Raw genomic sequence first — 15394 nt, forward strand, 5'->3', positions numbered from 1 at the left:
GGGGCCGTGGCGTTTCTCCCCGGACGCGCGACCAGACGGCAACCCCACCCGTCTCCACCACCCGTGGTTCGGCATCGTCCACCCCCTCACCCCCGGGAGGAACCCATGTCCGGCACACCCCTCATGCGCAGACGCACCCTGTTGGCCGCGGTCGCCGGGATCGCGGCCGCGCCGCTGCTCGCCAGCCCCGCCCAGGCCGCACCGCCGAAGATCTACCTCGACCCGGGACACGGCGGCACCGACCCCGGCGCGGTGGGCAACGGCCTCCAGGAGAAGGCCCTGACCCTCGACATCGCGCTGCGCACCCGCACAGTCCTACAGAGCAACTGGGACGTCTCGATCCGGATGTCCCGTACCACGGACATCACCCGCAGCCTGAGCTACCGCAGCAGCGACGCCAACTCCTGGGGCGCCAACATCTTCGTGAGCATCCACATCAACGCCGGTGGCGGCACCGGCTTCGAAAGCTACGTCTATCCCAGTGCCGGCGCCGCGACCCTGCGCCTGCAGGACGAGGTGCACGCGGCCGTGCTGAGCAACGCCCGCACCGTCGGCTCGGTTACGGATCGCGGCCAGAAGACGGCCAACTTCCAGGTTCTCCGGGAAACCGCGATGTCGGCGGTACTCACCGAGAACCTCTTCATCGACCGGGCCGCCGACGCCGCCCTCCTCGCCCGCGCGGACTTCCGGCAGGCGCTCGCTGTCGGGCACGCCCGGGGAATCGCCCGGTACTTCGGCCTCGCCTGATCAGGTAGCCGTGGGGCGTCGGTCGGGCGCCGCCGGACACCGGTCTCGCCGAGGCGAGGCGGCGGGAACCCGCGCACGTCGCGGCGCACCCACCTGCCGACGCACTCCCGCGACCGGTGCCGGCGGGCCCGAACCGGCCCCACGGCTCCTCGTCGGTCAGCTCGTCTCGCCGGCCACGCTGAACCTGCGTAGCCGGCGGATCGCCAGCAGGGTGAAGCCGACCGTGAAGACCGCGCTCATCACGATCGCCACCGGCAGCGACACCGACCCGTCCAGCAGCGCCGTCGGCGCGATCCGGTCGGTCAGGGTCACCACGTAGTGCTGCACCGACAGCACCCGGGTACCGCTGACGATGTTGGTGAGCAGGCCCTCCCAGATCAGCACGTAGACCAGGCCGAGCAGCACCGGACGCCGGGTCAGCAGGCTCAGGGCCAGGAAGAACGCCGAGTACACCAGTGCGCCGACCGCGCTCGCGGCGGCCAGCCCGAGCCCGAAGCGTACGGACTCGACCAGCACCCCGGCGACGTAGAGCGGTACGGCGACGGTCAGCGCGCTGACCCCGGCCGCCACGGCCAGCTTCGGCAGCACGATCTGCCACCGGGGCAGCGGCTTGGTCAGGATGTGCAGCAGCGTGCCGTCGTCGATCTCGGAGCCGAGCACCGCCGTGCCGACGATCAGCGCGGTGACCGGCAGGACCACACCGAGCCCGAGCCCGTAGACGACCGGCTGACCCCACTCGGTCGGGGCGATGCCGGTCGCCCGGGCCAGCACGGCGAGCCCGACCAGCAGCACCGGCAGCGGGAAGAGCAGCAGGAACCGGCGCCGGCCGAGCAGCCCGCGTGCGGTGATCCAGGTAACAGTCGTCATGGGCGTCACGCCTCCACCAGGTAGGAGAACACGCTCTCCAGGGATTCGTCCGAGGGCAGCAGCCGGCGTACCCGGATGCCGGAGGCCAGCGCGATCTTCGGCAGGGCCCGGGTGAAACTGCCGTAGTCGCCGGCCCGGACGGTCAGCCCGTCCCGGGTCACGTCCACCCCGTTCACCGAGGGCTGGCCGATCAGCTCCACCGCCAGCCGCCGGTCGTCGCTGGACTGCACCGCGAAGACGTGCGGCCGGTTGGTCATCAGCCGCCGGATGGTCCGGAAGTCGCCGGAGGCGGCCAGCCGGCCAGAGACGATCACCTGGACGGTGCCGGAGACCTGCTCGACCTCCTCCAGGATGTGCGAGCTGAACAGGATCGTCCGGCCCTGCTCACCGAGCGAGTGCAGCAGCTCCATCATGTGCAGCCGCTGCCTCGGGTCCATCCCGTTGAACGGCTCGTCCAGCAGCAGCACCTGCGGGTCGTGCACCAGCGCGGCGGCGACCCGGGCCCGCTGGCGCATGCCCTTGGAGTACGTGCCGATCCGGCGGTCCTGCGCGTCGGTCAGCTCGACCAGCTCGATCGCCCGCCGGGCCGCCGCCTCCGGCTCGGCCAGCCGGTGCAACCGGGCACTGGCCACCGCGAACTCGTACGCGCTGAGGAAGTCGTAGACCGACTCGCGCTCGGTGACCAGGCCGAGTTGCCGGTAGACCGCCGGATTGCCCCAGGTGGGTTCGCCGTCCAGGGTCACCGTGCCCTTCGAGGGGGCCAGGAAGCCGGCCATCATGTGCAGCACGGTGGTCTTGCCGGCGCCGTTCGGCCCGAGCAGGCCGGTCACCCCGGCACCGAGGCTCATCGACACGTCGTTGACGGCCACCACGTTGCCGTACCAGCGGGAGACTCCGGCCAGTTCCACGTTACTCATCGGGCGGCGACCTTCCGGTAGCGGGCGAGCAGCAGCAGGATTCCGGCGACGACGAACCCGACGGCGACCAGGCCGTAGAGCGGGCCGTACGAGCCGACGCCGAGGTCACCAGTCGCCTCGAACGCCCAGTCCCCGATCCCGCCGACCAGGGTGACCGGACTGGCCAGCCCGGCGAGCTGGTTCGCCGCCTCGTACGGCATCACCGACAGCACCCCGACCACGGGAGTGGTCAGCAGGAACGCGCCGACGATCGCCCCGGCGGCGACGGCCCGGCGCCGGACCAGGGAGGCGACCAGCAGCGCCAGCACGGAGTAGATGATCGCGTGTACGGCGACGTAGCCGAGCGCCGGCAGGAAATCCCCGAGCTCGTCCCAGACCGCCCCGATGCCGTCGACCATGAACGCGGCACCGGCGAACATCACCGTCAGCGGTACCCCGATGGTCAGGAACGTCGCCGAGACCAGCGCGGCCAGCTTGACCACCGCGTAGTCCGAGCGGTGCAGCGGGCGGGCGAAGTAGAGCGGCAGCACCCCGCTGTGCAGGTCCCGGGAGGCGAGTTCCGGCGCGACGATGGCGCAGAAGAAGATGATCAGCACGCTGAGCACCTCGGGGAACTCGGCGTAACTCAGCGCCGCCGTGCCGGTCTGGGCCCGGACCGCGACCAGCACCGCGGCGACCACCCCGACCACCCCGACGATCAGCCAGGGGAAGATCTTGGCCTTGATGGTGCGGCCGAGCCCGAAGGCGGTACGCAGGCTGTGCAGGTAGAGCGCGCCGACCAGGTGCCGCCGGCCGAGCCGGGGACCGTCGTACCGCTGGTAGCCGATGTCGTGGATGACCCCGGCCGGTCGCTCGGTCTGCGGGGTGTCGAGGGTGGTCATCTGGTGCCCTCCAGGGCCGTGCCGGCACCGATCGGCTCGGAAACCCGGGCCGGATCGGTGGCGAAGAGTTCGACGACCCGGTGCCGCCGCTGGTCGAGCCGGTGCAGCGGCAGGTCCAGCTCGGCCACCGCGGTCAGGATCAGGTCGTACGTGCTGTCGAGTGCCGAGTCCCGCGCCTGCGCGCCGGCCGGCTCCGCCTCGACCAGCGGTACGAGCAGCATTCGGCCGTCCCGCCGGACCGGCAGGCCGGCGGCGGCCAGCCGGGCGGCCAGCTCGTCGGTGCCCTCGCTCACCTCGACCGAGAGCACCTCGGTCACCGCGGTCATGTCGGAGAGCTGTGCCGACCGGAGCAGCCGGCCGCCCTCGATCGCGACCAGCGCGTCGCAGATCCGTTCGACCTCGCCGAGCAGGTGCGAGCAGACCAGGACAGAGATGCCGAACTCGGTGCCGATCCGCTCGATCAGGGCCAGCATGGCGTCCCGGCCGGCCGGGTCCAGCCCGTTGGTCGGCTCGTCGAGCAGCAGCAGGTCCGGGTCGTGCACCAGCGCCTGGGCCAGCTTGACCCGCTGTTTCATCCCGGTGGAGTAGCCCCCGACCTGGCGGTAGCGCTCCTCGTAGAGGCCGACGTGCCGCAGCGTCTCGGAGGCCCGCTCCCGGGCGGTCGTCTTGGGCAGCCCGCTCATCCGTCCCATGTGCGTGACGAACTCCGCGGCCGACAGGTCCGGCGGCAGGCAGTCGTGCTCCGGCATGTAGCCGACCCGGGCCCGGACCTGGTGCCCGTCCACCATCGGATCGAGGCCGAGCACCCGGGCCTGTCCGCCGGTCGGCTCCAGCAGGCCGAGCATGATCTTGATGAAGGTCGATTTGCCCGCACCGTTGGCTCCGACCAGACCGACGATGCCCGGCTCGACGGTGACCGTCAGGTCGGACAACGCGGTCACCCGATTGCCGTACGTCTTGGTCAGCGACTGGGTCGCGATCACTGTCACGCTGCCAGGGTAGGGCCGACGGCACGTCCCGGAGGTCAGGAAACCACCCTGGAAGTACCCCCGAATCGGCGGGCGCCGGCGACCGCCTCCCCTAGGGGCCGGGGTAAGACTTTCGTAACCGGTGCGGGGGCGCCGGTCCGCCCGCGACCGGGTTGACTGGCGTCATGTCACGTCGCCTGCTCCGCTCCCCGCTGGCCTGGGCGGTCGCCGCCGTACTCGTCGCCGTCGCGGTCTTCGGCGGCTACTGGTTCCAGCCGTGGAAGATCGTCGTCGACCGGGACGTCGCCGAGCGGCTCACCGAGCCGGCGCCGGGACCGCCGGCCGGCACCCCGGCACCCGGAACCGGCTCCACCGGCCCGTCGACCCCGCCCCCGCCGGCCGCGACCGCTGCCGATGCCGCCCGGCCGGTGCTGGTCAGCAGCGGCGGGTTCGTCACCCACGAGCACCGGACCAGCGGAACGGCCCGGATCGTCCGGGACCCGGCCGGCGGTCACCGGCTGGAACTCGTGGACCTCGACACCTCCAACGGCCCCGACCTGCGGGTCTGGCTCACCGACCAGCCCGTGCGGGAGGGTACGGCCGGCTGGCACGTCTTCGACGACGGCCGCTGGGTCGAACTGGGCCGGCTGAAGGGAAACCGGGGCGACCAGGCGTACGCCATCCCGGCCGGCGCCGACCTCGACCGGCTGCGTAGCGTCTCGATCTGGTGCCGGCGCTTCGCGGTCTCCTTCGGCGCCGCCGAACTCCGCCCGGTTGGGTAACCTCCTGGTGGCCACCGACCGAACACGGCGCTACCGATCCAGGCGTCCAAACGGGAGTGGCGGTCTCGACCGATCGGCGGCCGGCTGAGAAACTGTGTGCCGGCCGGCCGGGTAGTTGGGGGTGCGATGAGCAACGGGTGGGTGCTGCCCGATGAGTTGCTGCGTGACGCTCCGGCGTACACGCCGCGCCCGTATGAACTGGCCGACCTGGAGTTGCTGCTCTCCGGAGCGTACGCACCGCTCACCGGCTTCATGGGCCGGGCCGACCTGGCCTCGGTGGCCCGGCGCGGCCGGCTCGCCGACGGCTCCTCCTGGCCGGTACCGGTGACCCTCCAGGTCCCGGCGGACCTGGTCAGCGGCATCGACCTGAACAATCCGGTCGAGCGCGGCCTGGTCCTGACCGACCCGGAGGGGGCACCGACCGCGCTGCTGGAGGTCGCCGACCTCTGGCCCACCACCCAGGGCTGGTGCGGCGTCGGCGGCCCGGTACGCCGGATCGGCGACGGCGGCCACGGCCCGTTCCAGCGGCTCCGCCGGAGCCCGGCCGAGGTCCGGGAGCTGCTGCCACCGGGCCGGGTGCTCGGGGTGATCGCCGACCGGCCGCTGCACCGGCCGCAGCTCGCGCAGATCGCCCACGCGGTCCGGACGCTCGCCGCCCACCTGCTCATCCTGATCCCGGTCGCCAACACCGGCCCGGACGGGCTGCCGCCGGAGGTGCTGGTCCGGAGCATCTTCGGGGCCCGGGACCGGATGCCCCCGGCCACCATCGTCGCGGTGCCGGTCGCCCGGCGCGGCGACGACATCTGGGACGCGCTGCTCCGGGCCCGGGTGGCCCGGGCCTACGGGGTGACCCACGTCCTCTCCACCACCGAGATGCTCACCGGCGGCGGGCTGCGCATGCTGGTCCCCCGCGAGCTGGCCTACGACAACCGGGACGGCCAGTGGCGGTGGCGGGACGACATCCCGCCGCGCAACCGGCGGCTGCCGCTCGGCCAGGAGGAGATCGAGGACCTGCTCGACCGGGGCTTCCCGCTGCCGGAGTGGCACACCCCGCCGACGGTCGCCAAGGAGCTGACCCGGGCCCGGCCGCCCCGCCGGCACCGGGGTCTGGTGGTCTTCTTCACCGGGCTCTCCGGCTCGGGCAAGTCGACCATCGCCCGGGGGCTGGCCGACGCGCTGCGGGAGAGCGGGGACCGCACGATCACCCTGCTCGACGGTGACGTGGTCCGCCGGGAACTCTCCGCCGGGCTGGGCTTCAGCCGGGCCGACCGGGACCTGAACGTACGCCGGATCGGCTGGGTCGCCGCCGAGGTCGCCCGGCACCGGGGTCTCGCCATCTGCTGCCCGATCGCCCCGTACGCCCGGGCCCGGGCGATCGCCCGGGAGATGGCCCGGTCGGCCGGGGCCGGATTCGTGCTGGTGCACGTCGCCACCCCGCTGGCGGTCTGCGAGCAGCGGGACCGCAAGGGCCTGTACGCCCGCGCCCGGGCCGGCCAGCTCACCGGGATGACCGGCGTCGACGACCCGTACGAGGAGCCGACCGATGCCGACCTGGTACTCGACACCACCGACCTCACGGTGGAGGAGTGCGTGCACCTGCTGCTCGCGCACCTGACCGAGACCGGCTGGGTCGAGTCCCGCCTGCAACCCGCCTGAGCCGCCTGAGCCCCGGTTCCGCCGAACCGGGGAGGGCCCGTCGCCGCATCGCACCCTTACCCTGACCGCCGGCTGGGCGCTAGTGTTCGTATCTGTTGGATTACGTGCGAGCGCGTTGGAGGCGGTGTGAGCGGTCTGGTGCGAGGCGTCGAGGGCCTGAGCTACGGCGGGGACTACAACCCGGAGCAGTGGCCCGAGGAGGTCTGGCCGCAGGACGTGGCACTGATGCGGCAGGCCGGGGTCACCCTGGTTACCGTCGGTGTCTTCGCCTGGGCCTGGCTCGAACCGGCTCCCGGGCGGTACGACTTCGACCGGCTGGACCGGATCATGGACATGCTGCACGCCGGGGGGATCAAGGTCTGCCTGGCCACCGCCACCGCCTCGCCACCGCCCTGGTTCTCCCACGCCCACCCCGACACCCTGCCGGTGGACGCGGACGGGCGGCGGCTGACGTACGGCAGCCGGCAGGCGATCTGCGCCAGTTCACCGGTCTACCGCCAGGCCGCCGTGGCGCTGACCGAGCAGCTCGGCCGGCGCTACGCGAACCACCCGGCGCTGGCCGTCTGGCACGTGCACAACGAGTACGCCTGCCACAACGCGCACTGCTACTGCGACACCTCGGCCGAGGCGTTCCGCGGCTGGCTGCGGCACCGGTACGGCGACCTCGACGGCCTCAACGCGGCCTGGGGTACGGCGTTCTGGTCGCAGACCTACACCGACTGGGCGCAGGTACAGCCGCCCCGGGCCACCCCGACCTCGTCCAACCCCGCCCAGGTGCTGGACTTCAAGCGGTTCAGCTCGGACGAGCACCTGGCCTGCTTCACCGCCGAACGCGACGCACTGCACCGGCTCTCCCCCGGAATCCCGGTGACCACCAACCTGATGACGGCGAGCTGCGTCAACCTGGACTACTGGGCCTGGGGGCGGGAGCTGACCGGCCCGGACCGGCTGCTCTCCAACGACCACTACCTGCTCGGCGAGCATCCGCTCGAACCGCCGGCCCAGATCGCCTTCGCCGCCGACCTGAGCCGGTCGCTGGCCGGCGGCCCGTGGCTGCTGATGGAGCACTCCACCAGCGCGGTCAACTGGCAGCCGCGCAACCTGGCCAAGCCGGCCGGGCAGTTGATCCAGGACGCGCTGGCGCACGTCGCCCGGGGCTCCGAGGGTGCGCTCTTCTTCCAGTGGCGGGCCAGCCGGGCCGGCTCGGAGAAGTGGCACTCGGCGATGCTGCCGCACGCCGGCACCGACTCCAAGATCTGGCGCGAGGTGGTCCAGCTCGGCCGGCACCTGCGGGCGCTGGCCGAGATCGAGGGCTCCCGCACCGAGGCCGAGGTCGCGGTACTGCTGGACTACTCATCCGTCTGGGCCCAGGAGGCGGCCAACCAGCCGAGCACCGACATGGCGGCCTTCGACGAGATCCGCCGCTGGCACAGCGCACTATGGCGGGCCGGGATCACCGCCGACCTGGCCCCGCCCGGCGCCGACCTGACCGGCTACAAGCTGGTGCTCGCCCCCGCGCTCTACCTGGTCGACGACGCCGCGATCGGCAACCTGACCGGGTACGTCCGCTCCGGCGGCACCCTGGTGGTCGGCCCGTACAGCGGACTGGTGGACGAGTGCGACCGGGTCCGCCCGGCCCCGCTGCCGGGCGCCTTCGCCGAGCTGCTCGGCATCCGGGTCGAGGAGTTCTACCCGCTCCCCGCCGCCGGCACGGTACGCCTGGACGACGGCACCTCGGCGGCGGTCTGGACCGAGGCGCTGGCCGCACCGGACGCCGAGGTGCTGGTCAGCTACGACAACGGGCCGGTCGCCGGCGGTCCGGCGGTCACCCGGCGGGCCGGGGACGGCGGGGCGGCCTGGTATCTCGGCACCCGGCTGGAGCAGGCCGCGCTGGGCCGGCTGCTGGCCCGGGTCGCCGGCGAGGCCGGTGCCGCTCCGGCCGGGCCGGCCGTACCCGGGGTGGAGCAGATCCGGCGACGGCACCCGGACGGGCGGTCGTACCTCTTCCTGCTCAACCGCTCCGACCGGCCGGCGGAGGTCGACGCGGCCGGGACCGACCTGCTGACCGGCACCCGGTGGGCCGGGCCGACCCGGGTCGAGCCGCACGGCGTCGCGGTGCTGGCGCAGCGGCCGGAGCCGGAACTGAACGGGACAGCCTGATGCTGGCCCAGCAGCGCCAGGAGGCGATCCTCGACCGGGTCCGCACCGCCGGCGGGGTCCGGGTGACCGAGCTGGCCGGCGAGTTCGGCGTCTCCGACATGACGATCCGGCGCGACCTGGAGGCGCTGGCCGAACGCGGCCTGCTGGCCAAGGTGCACGGCGGGGCGACCACCGCCGGGCCCGGCTCGACCGACGAGCCGGGCTTCGCGGCCAAGTCGGTGCGGCAGCGCGCCGAGAAGGCCGCCATCGCGGCCGAGGCCGCCCGACTGGTCGCCCCCGGGATGGCGGTCGCGCTCTCCGCGGGTACGACCACCGCCGAACTCGCCCGCCGGCTGGCCGGGGTACCGGCGCTGACCGTGGTCACCAACTCGATCCCGGTCGCCGAGATCCTGCACCGGTCCGGCCGGCCGGACCAGACGGTGGTGCTCACCGGCGGGGTACGCACCCCGTCCGACGCGCTGGTCGGGCCGGTGGCGGTGGCCACCATCCGCTCGCTCCACCTGGACCTGGTCTTCCTCGGGGTGCACGGGATGAGCGAGCGGGCCGGGTTCACCACCCCGAACCTGCTGGAGGCGGAGACCAACCGGGCGCTGCTGGCCGCGGCGGACCGGCTGGTGGTGCTCGCCGACTCCACCAAGTGGGCGACGGTCGGCATCTCGTCCTTCGCCGAACTGGCCGAGGCGCACACCGTGGTCTCCGACACCGGCCTGCCCGAACCGGCCCGGGAGGTCCTCGGGACGCACGTACCGGATCTACTGCTCTGTGAGGTAACACCGTGAGGCTGTTCTGTGAGGTAACACCGTGAGGCTGTTCTGTGAGGTGGCGCCGTGAGGCGGATGGCGGTCAAACTGGCCGACGGGCGTGAGTTGATCTACTTCGACGAGCACCCGGACGCGGTGCGGGAGGGACCGGACCGGCGTGACCTGCCGCTGCCACCGCCCGCCTCGCAGCTCCGGTACGACCCGCTGATCGACGAGTGGGTCGCGGTCGCCGCGCACCGGCAGGGCCGGATCTTCCTGCCGCCGAGCGACCAGTGCCCACTGTGTCCGTCCACACCGGAACGCTCCAGCGAGATCCCGGCCTACGACTACGACGTGGTGGTCTTCGAGAACCGCTTCCCGTCCTTCAGCGACCGGCCCGGTGACCCGCCCGGCCAGATCACCCCGTACACGGCGGTGCGGCCGGGGACGGGGCGGTGCGAGGTGGTCTGCTTCACCGCCGACCACTCGGCGTCGTTCGGCACCCTGCCGCCGAGCCGGGTGCGTACCGTGCTGGAGGCGCTCGCCGACCGTACCGCCGCGCTCTCCGGGCTGCCCGGGGTGGAGCAGGTCTTCTGCTTCGAGAATCGGGGGGTGGAGATCGGGGTGACCCTGCACCACCCGCACGGCCAGATCTACGCGTACCCGTTCCTGCCGCCGCGCAGCCGGGCGATGCTGGCCGCCGCGCGGCGGCACGCGGAACGCACCGGCGGGCGCAACCTGTACGCCGACGTACTCGCCGCCGAGCGGGCCGCCGGGGAGCGGGTGGTACTGGCCAACGAGCACTGGACGGCGTACGTGCCGGCCGCCGCCCGCTGGCCGTTCGAGGTACACGTCGCGCCGCACCGGCCGGTACCGGACATCCCGGCGCTGGACGACGCCGAGCGGGACGCCTTCGGCCCGCTCTACCTGGACCTGCTGCGTCGGCTCGACCGGCTCTTCGACCGGCCGCTGCCGTACATCTCGGCCTGGCACCAGGCGCCGGTGCACGCCGACCCGGCGCTGGCACACCTGCACCTGTCGGTGTTCAGCATCCGGCGGGCGGCGGACAAGCTGAAATACCTGGCCGGCTCGGAGTCGGCGATGGGGGTCTTCATCAACGACATCCCGCCGGAACGGGCCGCCCAACTGCTCCGCGACGCCGGCTGAGCCCGCCGAGCGACCCGTTCTGTCGGTGCCCGGCCGTAGGCTGCCCGCCATGACCGGCTCGGCCGGGCGGGACCGGCTGCACCTGGCGATGGTGGCCTGGGCCGACACGAGGGCCGGGCGGTGGCGTGCGGGACGCCACCGCCCGGCCCTCATGCCCCGCCGCCGGCTTCCCGATGTCGGGCCGGCGGTCAGTTCGGGCCGAGGTAGCTGTGCAACACCGTCGGCCGGTAACCGAGCGCCCAGAACTCCGCGTTCTTCGCGGCGAAGCCGGCGGCGTTCCAGCCGGCGATGACCGGCCGCCCGTCGGTGCCCGGCTCCCAGATCGCGTCGTAGCGCACCAGGCCGGTGTTGGTCAGATAGCTGCTCAGGTACTTCATCCGGTAGCCGCTGACCCAGTGGTTGCCGTTCGCCTGCGAGATCTCGTCCCAGGTGCCGCCGAGCAGGGTCGGCCGGCTGTCGGTGCCCGGCATCCAGATCCCGACGTACCGGATGTCGGTGCTGATCGGGTTGTTCTGCGCCACCCCGGTCGCCTGGATCAACCGGTAGCCCTGGGCGCGCATCTTGGCGTCCTCGGCCAACAGGTCCGCCCGGGTCCAGTCCACGACCCACCGCCGGCCGTCGGTGCCCGGCTTGAAGATGGCGTCGTAGCGGATGCTCCCGGCGTGCCGGTAGCGGTTGATCCGCCACGGCCGCAGGCCCTGGCTCCAGTACGTCGAGACCTGCGCGAAGAACTGCTGCTCGGTCCAGCCGATCACGACCGGGCTCAGACCGCTGCCCGGCTTCCAGATCGCGTTGTACCGCATCTCCCCGTTGATGTCCTTGACCGCGGTCAGCGAGTCGATCCGCCAGCCCTGGTTGAACAGCTCGCTGTTGCGGGCGAGCAGGTCCTGGGCGGTCCAGGTGTGCACCCAGGCGCGGTTGTCGGTGCCCGGTTCCCAGATCGCGTCGAACCGGAGCGTCGGGGCCTGGATCGTTGCCCGGTCCGCCGACCCGGCCGCCGCCGGTGCCGCCGCCCCGGCGACCAGCGCCGTCAGGGTCAGCAGTACGCCGAGCGACGCCGCAAGCAGACGCCGTCTCCGCCGGACGAGATTTCTGATCATGGTGGAATTCCTCCCGCTGCTGGTGCGGGGCCCGTCGTCGGACCCGCTGCCCCGATGTCTAATCGGCTGCGGGTTGTCCGGCTTCGGCTCGGCACAGCGGACAATCAACCCCGGACAATGGCGCCAGCAGCCCGGGTGGCCCGGGGTTACGCGGTGACCGACAGCAGCGACCGGGCGCTCGGCGGCCAGCGGCGATGCACGGCGGCGCTGACCGACGCGGGCGATGACCCGGCAGCGGCGGCGAATCGGTCAGCGCGCCGTGCGGAGAGTCACCGTGACCACCAGGCCGCCGCCGGGTCGGGGTTCGGCCTCGACGGTGCCGCCGTGTGCCCGGGCGACCGCCCGGACGATCGACAGCCCGAGCCCGGCACCGGGCGGGTTGCTGGCGAGCCGGTCGCCGCCGAGCCGCCGGAACGGTTCGAAGAGGCTCGGTATCTCGTACCGCGCCACCACCGGCCCGGTGTTCTCCACCCGGACCCAGACCGTGCCGTCCGGGCCGGTACCGCTGCCGGCCCGTACCCAGCCGTGCTCGGGGACGTTGTGCCGGACGCCGTTCTCGACCAGGTTCTGCACCAGTCGTTCCAGCAGCACCGAACTGCCGGTGGTGGGCGCCTCGGCCGCCTCGGCGCGTACGGTCACCGGGCCGGGCGGCACCTGCGCGACGACGTGTTCCAGCACGTCCGCCAGATCTACATAGGAGCGTTCGGCCACCTCGTGCTCCGATCGGGCCAGCAGCAGGAGCCCGTCGATCAGCCGTTCGTGCCGGGCGTTGACCGCCAGCAACGTATCGCCGAGCTGGCGCAACTCGGGCGAGGCCGACTCGGGGACGACCATCACCTCCAGCAGGGTCCGGTTCAGCGTCAGCGGGGTACGCAGTTCGTGCGACGCGTTGCCGATGAACCGCCGCTGGCTGTCGAACGCCTGGTCCAGCCGGGCCAGCATCAGGTCGAAGGTGTCGGCGAGTTCCCTGATCTCGTCCGGTGGACCGGTCAGCGCGATCCGTTCGTGCAGGCCATGGTCGGCGTCCGGCGCGCTGGCGATCCGCCGGGCCGTCTCGGTGACCCGGTGCAGCGGCTGGAGCAGCCGGCCGGCGATCAGCCAGCCGAAGGCGGTCGCGGCGGCACCGACCACGACCAGCGCGATCCCGCCCTGGGTGAGCAGCGCCTCCAGGGCGTCCTGCCGGGCCTGGTCGGCCACCTGGGTCACCTGCTTCATCTCGTCCGACGACGGCGGCTCGACGGCACCGCCGGGCACCGAGGCGACGCCGCCGTCGTTCCCCACCTCCGGTGGTCGCGTCGTCTCCCCGGGAGCCGGCCCGACCCGGTTGACCGTGAAGGTGGCGTTCTGGGGCAGCCGTTGCGACATCAGGGCGTACGTCACGCCGAGCAGCAGCACGCCGGCGAGCAGGAACAGCCCGCCGTAGACCAGGGTGAGCCGGGCCCGGATGGTCAGCCTGGCCGGCGAGAGCCGTCTCACGGGATCCGGTACCCCACTCCGGGCTCGGTCAGCACGATCGGCGGGTCGCCGAGCTTGCGGCGCAGCTTGAGGACCGCCATCCGTACCGCGTGGGTGAACGGGTCGGCGTGCTCGTCCCAGGCCTTCTCCAGCAACCGTTCGGCGGAGACCGCGGCACCGTCGGCGCGGAGCAGCTCGGCGAGGACCGCGAACTCCTTGCGGGACAGCGGGACGTACCGGCCGTCCCGGTAGACCTCGCGGCGGTGCGGGTCAAGGCGTACCCCGGCACGTTCCAGCACCGGTGGGGCGGCCGACCGGGACCGGCGGCCGAGCGCCGCCACCCGGGCGGCCAGTTCCCGGAACGCGAACGGCTTCGGCAGGTAGTCGTCCGCGCCCAGGGCCAGCCCGGTGACCCGGTCGTCGATTCCGGCAGCGGCGGTCAGCATCAGCACCCGGACCGGGGACTCGTGCCGGACGATCGCCCGGCAGACCTCGTCGCCGTGCACCACCGGCAGGTCACGGTCGAGCACCACCACGTCGTAGTCGTGTACGCCGACCCGCTCCAGCGCGGCACCGCCGTCGTGCACCACGTCGACCGCGTGGGCGTCCCGGCGCAGCCCCTGGGCCACCGTGTCGGCGAGCAGCCGTTCGTCCTCCACCACCAGGATCCGCATCGGCCCATGGTGCCCCGGACCGGGTAACCGGGGTGTCAACGCTTTCCGTGACGCCCGGGAAAGGTGCCGCCGGCTCTACTCGATGCGGCCGGCGACCGTCCGGCCGGAACGGAGGTGGTACGACGATGCGCACCAGGACCGGTCTGCTGCTCGGTCTGCTGCTGCTGGTCGGCGTGGCCGGATGCGGCGGGGCCGATCGGGACCCGGGGATCGCCACGGCCGGCGGGCCCACCGCCAGCGCCAGCGGTGGCGCCGGACCGGCACCGGTGGACGAGGCGGACCGGGCCCGCCGGTTCGGCCAGTGCATGCGGGAGAACGGGGTGCCGGACTTCCCCGATCCGGAGATCGAGGGCGGGGCGATCCGGATGCGGGCGCCGGAGGGTACCGACCGGGCGAAGATGGACGCGGCGCAGCAGAAGTGCCAGAAGTACCTGCCGAACGGGGGCGAGCCGCCGAAACTCGACCCGCAGGCGCAGCAGCGGATCCGGGAGTACGCCCAGTGCATGCGGGAGAACGGCGTACCGAAGTTCCCGGACCCGCAGCCGGACGGCGGGATCCGGATCGAGGGCGGGCCCGACCTCGATCCGCAGTCGGAGACCTTCAAGTCCGCCGAACGGGCCTGCGCGGGGCACCGCCCGAAGCCGCCGGGCGGCTCGGCGGAGGGCCCGCAAACCGACAGCAGCAGCTGACCGCGGGCCACCGGGCCGGGTCCGGGTTCGTCAGGCTCGCCTCGGGCAACTCGACGAACCCGGCACCGCCGGCCCCGGACGGGTCGGACAATGACTGGTCATGGAGCAACGCGTGCACTTCATCACGGTGGCCACCCGGGACCTGGACCGGGCCCGGGACTTCTACGTGGACGGGCTGGGCTGGACGCCGACCCTGGACGTACCGGACGAGATCCTCTTCTTCCAGCTGGCTCCCGGGGTGGTGCTCGGACTCTTCGAGGCGGAGGCGTTCGCGGCCGACCTCGGTGCCGGGACGCCGCTGCTGCCCGCCCCGACCGGCTTCACCCTGTCGCACAACGTCGAAAGTCCGGCGGAGGTCGACCGGGTAATCGCGCAGGCGGCCGCCGCCGGGGCGACGGTGGTCAAGTCCGGCCAGCACGCCGCCTTCGGCGGCTACCACGGCCACTTCGCGGACCCGAACGACCTGCTCTGGGAGGTCGCGCACAACCCGGGCTGGCAGGTGGCCGAGGACGGGCGGGTGACGTTCGGCCCGGTCGAGGAGTGAACGGTTCCGGGGCCCGGCTGTCGCCGGGCCCCGCGTTGCCTTCCGCC

15 protein-coding genes are annotated in these 15394 nt (G+C 73.0%); 8 read left to right on the forward strand and 7 right to left on the reverse strand.

Going from position 1 to position 15394, the window contains the following annotated elements; translation table 11 throughout:
- Nucleotides 1-105 precede the first annotated feature (105 nt).
- The gene (locus ACSMXO_RS37820) at nucleotides 106-747 is read left to right on the forward strand and encodes an N-acetylmuramoyl-L-alanine amidase (RefSeq protein WP_455415671.1); all 642 of its coding nucleotides are present in this window, start codon (nucleotides 106-108) and stop codon (nucleotides 745-747) included.
- 156 nt (nucleotides 748-903) lie between these two features.
- On the opposite strand, the gene ACSMXO_RS37825 is transcribed toward ACSMXO_RS37820, so the two are convergent.
- From ACSMXO_RS37825 to ACSMXO_RS37840, 4 genes are read right to left on the reverse strand one after another with little or no spacing between them, the layout of a single operon-like run.
- Nucleotides 904-1614, reverse strand: coding sequence for an ABC transporter permease (locus ACSMXO_RS37825; protein WP_455415672.1), 711 nt, complete (start codon nucleotides 1612-1614; stop codon nucleotides 904-906).
- Between the two features lie 5 nt (nucleotides 1615-1619).
- On the reverse strand, nucleotides 1620-2531 hold the full coding sequence (locus ACSMXO_RS37830; RefSeq protein WP_346259229.1) for an ABC transporter ATP-binding protein: 912 nt from the start codon (nucleotides 2529-2531) through the stop codon (nucleotides 1620-1622).
- On the reverse strand, nucleotides 2528-3412 hold the full coding sequence (locus ACSMXO_RS37835; protein ID WP_455415673.1) for an ABC transporter permease: 885 nt from the start codon (nucleotides 3410-3412) through the stop codon (nucleotides 2528-2530). The genes ACSMXO_RS37830 and ACSMXO_RS37835 overlap by 4 nt, the downstream gene beginning before the upstream one ends.
- Complete coding sequence (locus ACSMXO_RS37840) at nucleotides 3409-4401, reverse strand: ABC transporter ATP-binding protein (protein WP_346259227.1); 993 nt, start codon at nucleotides 4399-4401, stop codon at nucleotides 3409-3411. The genes ACSMXO_RS37835 and ACSMXO_RS37840 overlap by 4 nt, the downstream gene beginning before the upstream one ends.
- Before the next feature lie 164 nt (nucleotides 4402-4565).
- Between ACSMXO_RS37840 and ACSMXO_RS37845 the strand changes: the two genes are divergently transcribed.
- From ACSMXO_RS37845 to galT, 5 genes are all read left to right on the forward strand, one after another.
- A complete protein-coding gene (locus ACSMXO_RS37845; protein WP_346259226.1) occupies nucleotides 4566-5162 on the forward strand; it encodes a DM13 domain-containing protein in 597 nt (198 codons plus the stop codon).
- A gap of 126 nt (nucleotides 5163-5288) precedes the next feature.
- Nucleotides 5289-6818 carry an adenylyl-sulfate kinase gene (gene cysC / locus ACSMXO_RS37850; protein ID WP_346259225.1) on the forward strand — a complete coding sequence of 510 codons (1530 nt, stop codon included), beginning with the start codon at nucleotides 5289-5291 and terminating at the stop codon, nucleotides 6816-6818.
- A 126-nt stretch (nucleotides 6819-6944) separates the two neighbouring features.
- Nucleotides 6945-8978, forward strand: coding sequence for a beta-galactosidase (locus ACSMXO_RS37855; RefSeq protein ID WP_455415674.1), 2034 nt, complete (start codon nucleotides 6945-6947; stop codon nucleotides 8976-8978).
- Entirely contained in the window at nucleotides 8978-9757 is a 780-nt protein-coding gene (locus ACSMXO_RS37860) for a DeoR/GlpR family DNA-binding transcription regulator (RefSeq protein ID WP_346259223.1), read from the forward strand. The genes ACSMXO_RS37855 and ACSMXO_RS37860 overlap by 1 nt, the downstream gene beginning before the upstream one ends.
- Before the next feature lie 57 nt (nucleotides 9758-9814).
- On the forward strand, nucleotides 9815-10885 hold the full coding sequence (gene galT, locus ACSMXO_RS37865) for a galactose-1-phosphate uridylyltransferase (RefSeq protein WP_455419403.1): 1071 nt from the start codon (nucleotides 9815-9817) through the stop codon (nucleotides 10883-10885).
- Nucleotides 10886-11073: 188 nt separating this feature from the next.
- Here galT and ACSMXO_RS37870 read toward each other — a convergent pair whose 3' ends face one another.
- The 3 genes from ACSMXO_RS37870 to ACSMXO_RS37880 form a co-directional block, all read right to left on the reverse strand.
- The gene (locus ACSMXO_RS37870) at nucleotides 11074-11985 is read right to left on the reverse strand and encodes a hypothetical protein (protein WP_455415675.1); all 912 of its coding nucleotides are present in this window, start codon (nucleotides 11983-11985) and stop codon (nucleotides 11074-11076) included.
- Between the two features lie 249 nt (nucleotides 11986-12234).
- A complete protein-coding gene (locus ACSMXO_RS37875) occupies nucleotides 12235-13461 on the reverse strand; it encodes a sensor histidine kinase (RefSeq protein WP_455415676.1) in 1227 nt (408 codons plus the stop codon).
- Nucleotides 13458-14114, reverse strand: coding sequence for a response regulator transcription factor (locus ACSMXO_RS37880; RefSeq protein WP_346259216.1), 657 nt, complete (start codon nucleotides 14112-14114; stop codon nucleotides 13458-13460). Before ACSMXO_RS37880 ends, ACSMXO_RS37875 begins: the two co-directional genes overlap by 4 nt.
- 125 nt (nucleotides 14115-14239) lie before the next feature.
- On the opposite strand from ACSMXO_RS37880, the gene ACSMXO_RS37885 reads away from it, so the two are divergent.
- A complete protein-coding gene (locus ACSMXO_RS37885) occupies nucleotides 14240-14803 on the forward strand; it encodes a hypothetical protein (protein ID WP_455415677.1) in 564 nt (187 codons plus the stop codon).
- Nucleotides 14804-14903: 100 nt separating this feature from the next.
- Nucleotides 14904-15347 carry a VOC family protein gene (locus ACSMXO_RS37890; protein WP_346259214.1) on the forward strand — a complete coding sequence of 148 codons (444 nt, stop codon included), beginning with the start codon at nucleotides 14904-14906 and terminating at the stop codon, nucleotides 15345-15347.
- The last annotated feature ends 47 nt before the right edge of the window (nucleotides 15348-15394 follow it).

Source organism: Plantactinospora sp. DSM 117369, from assembly GCF_053764795.1.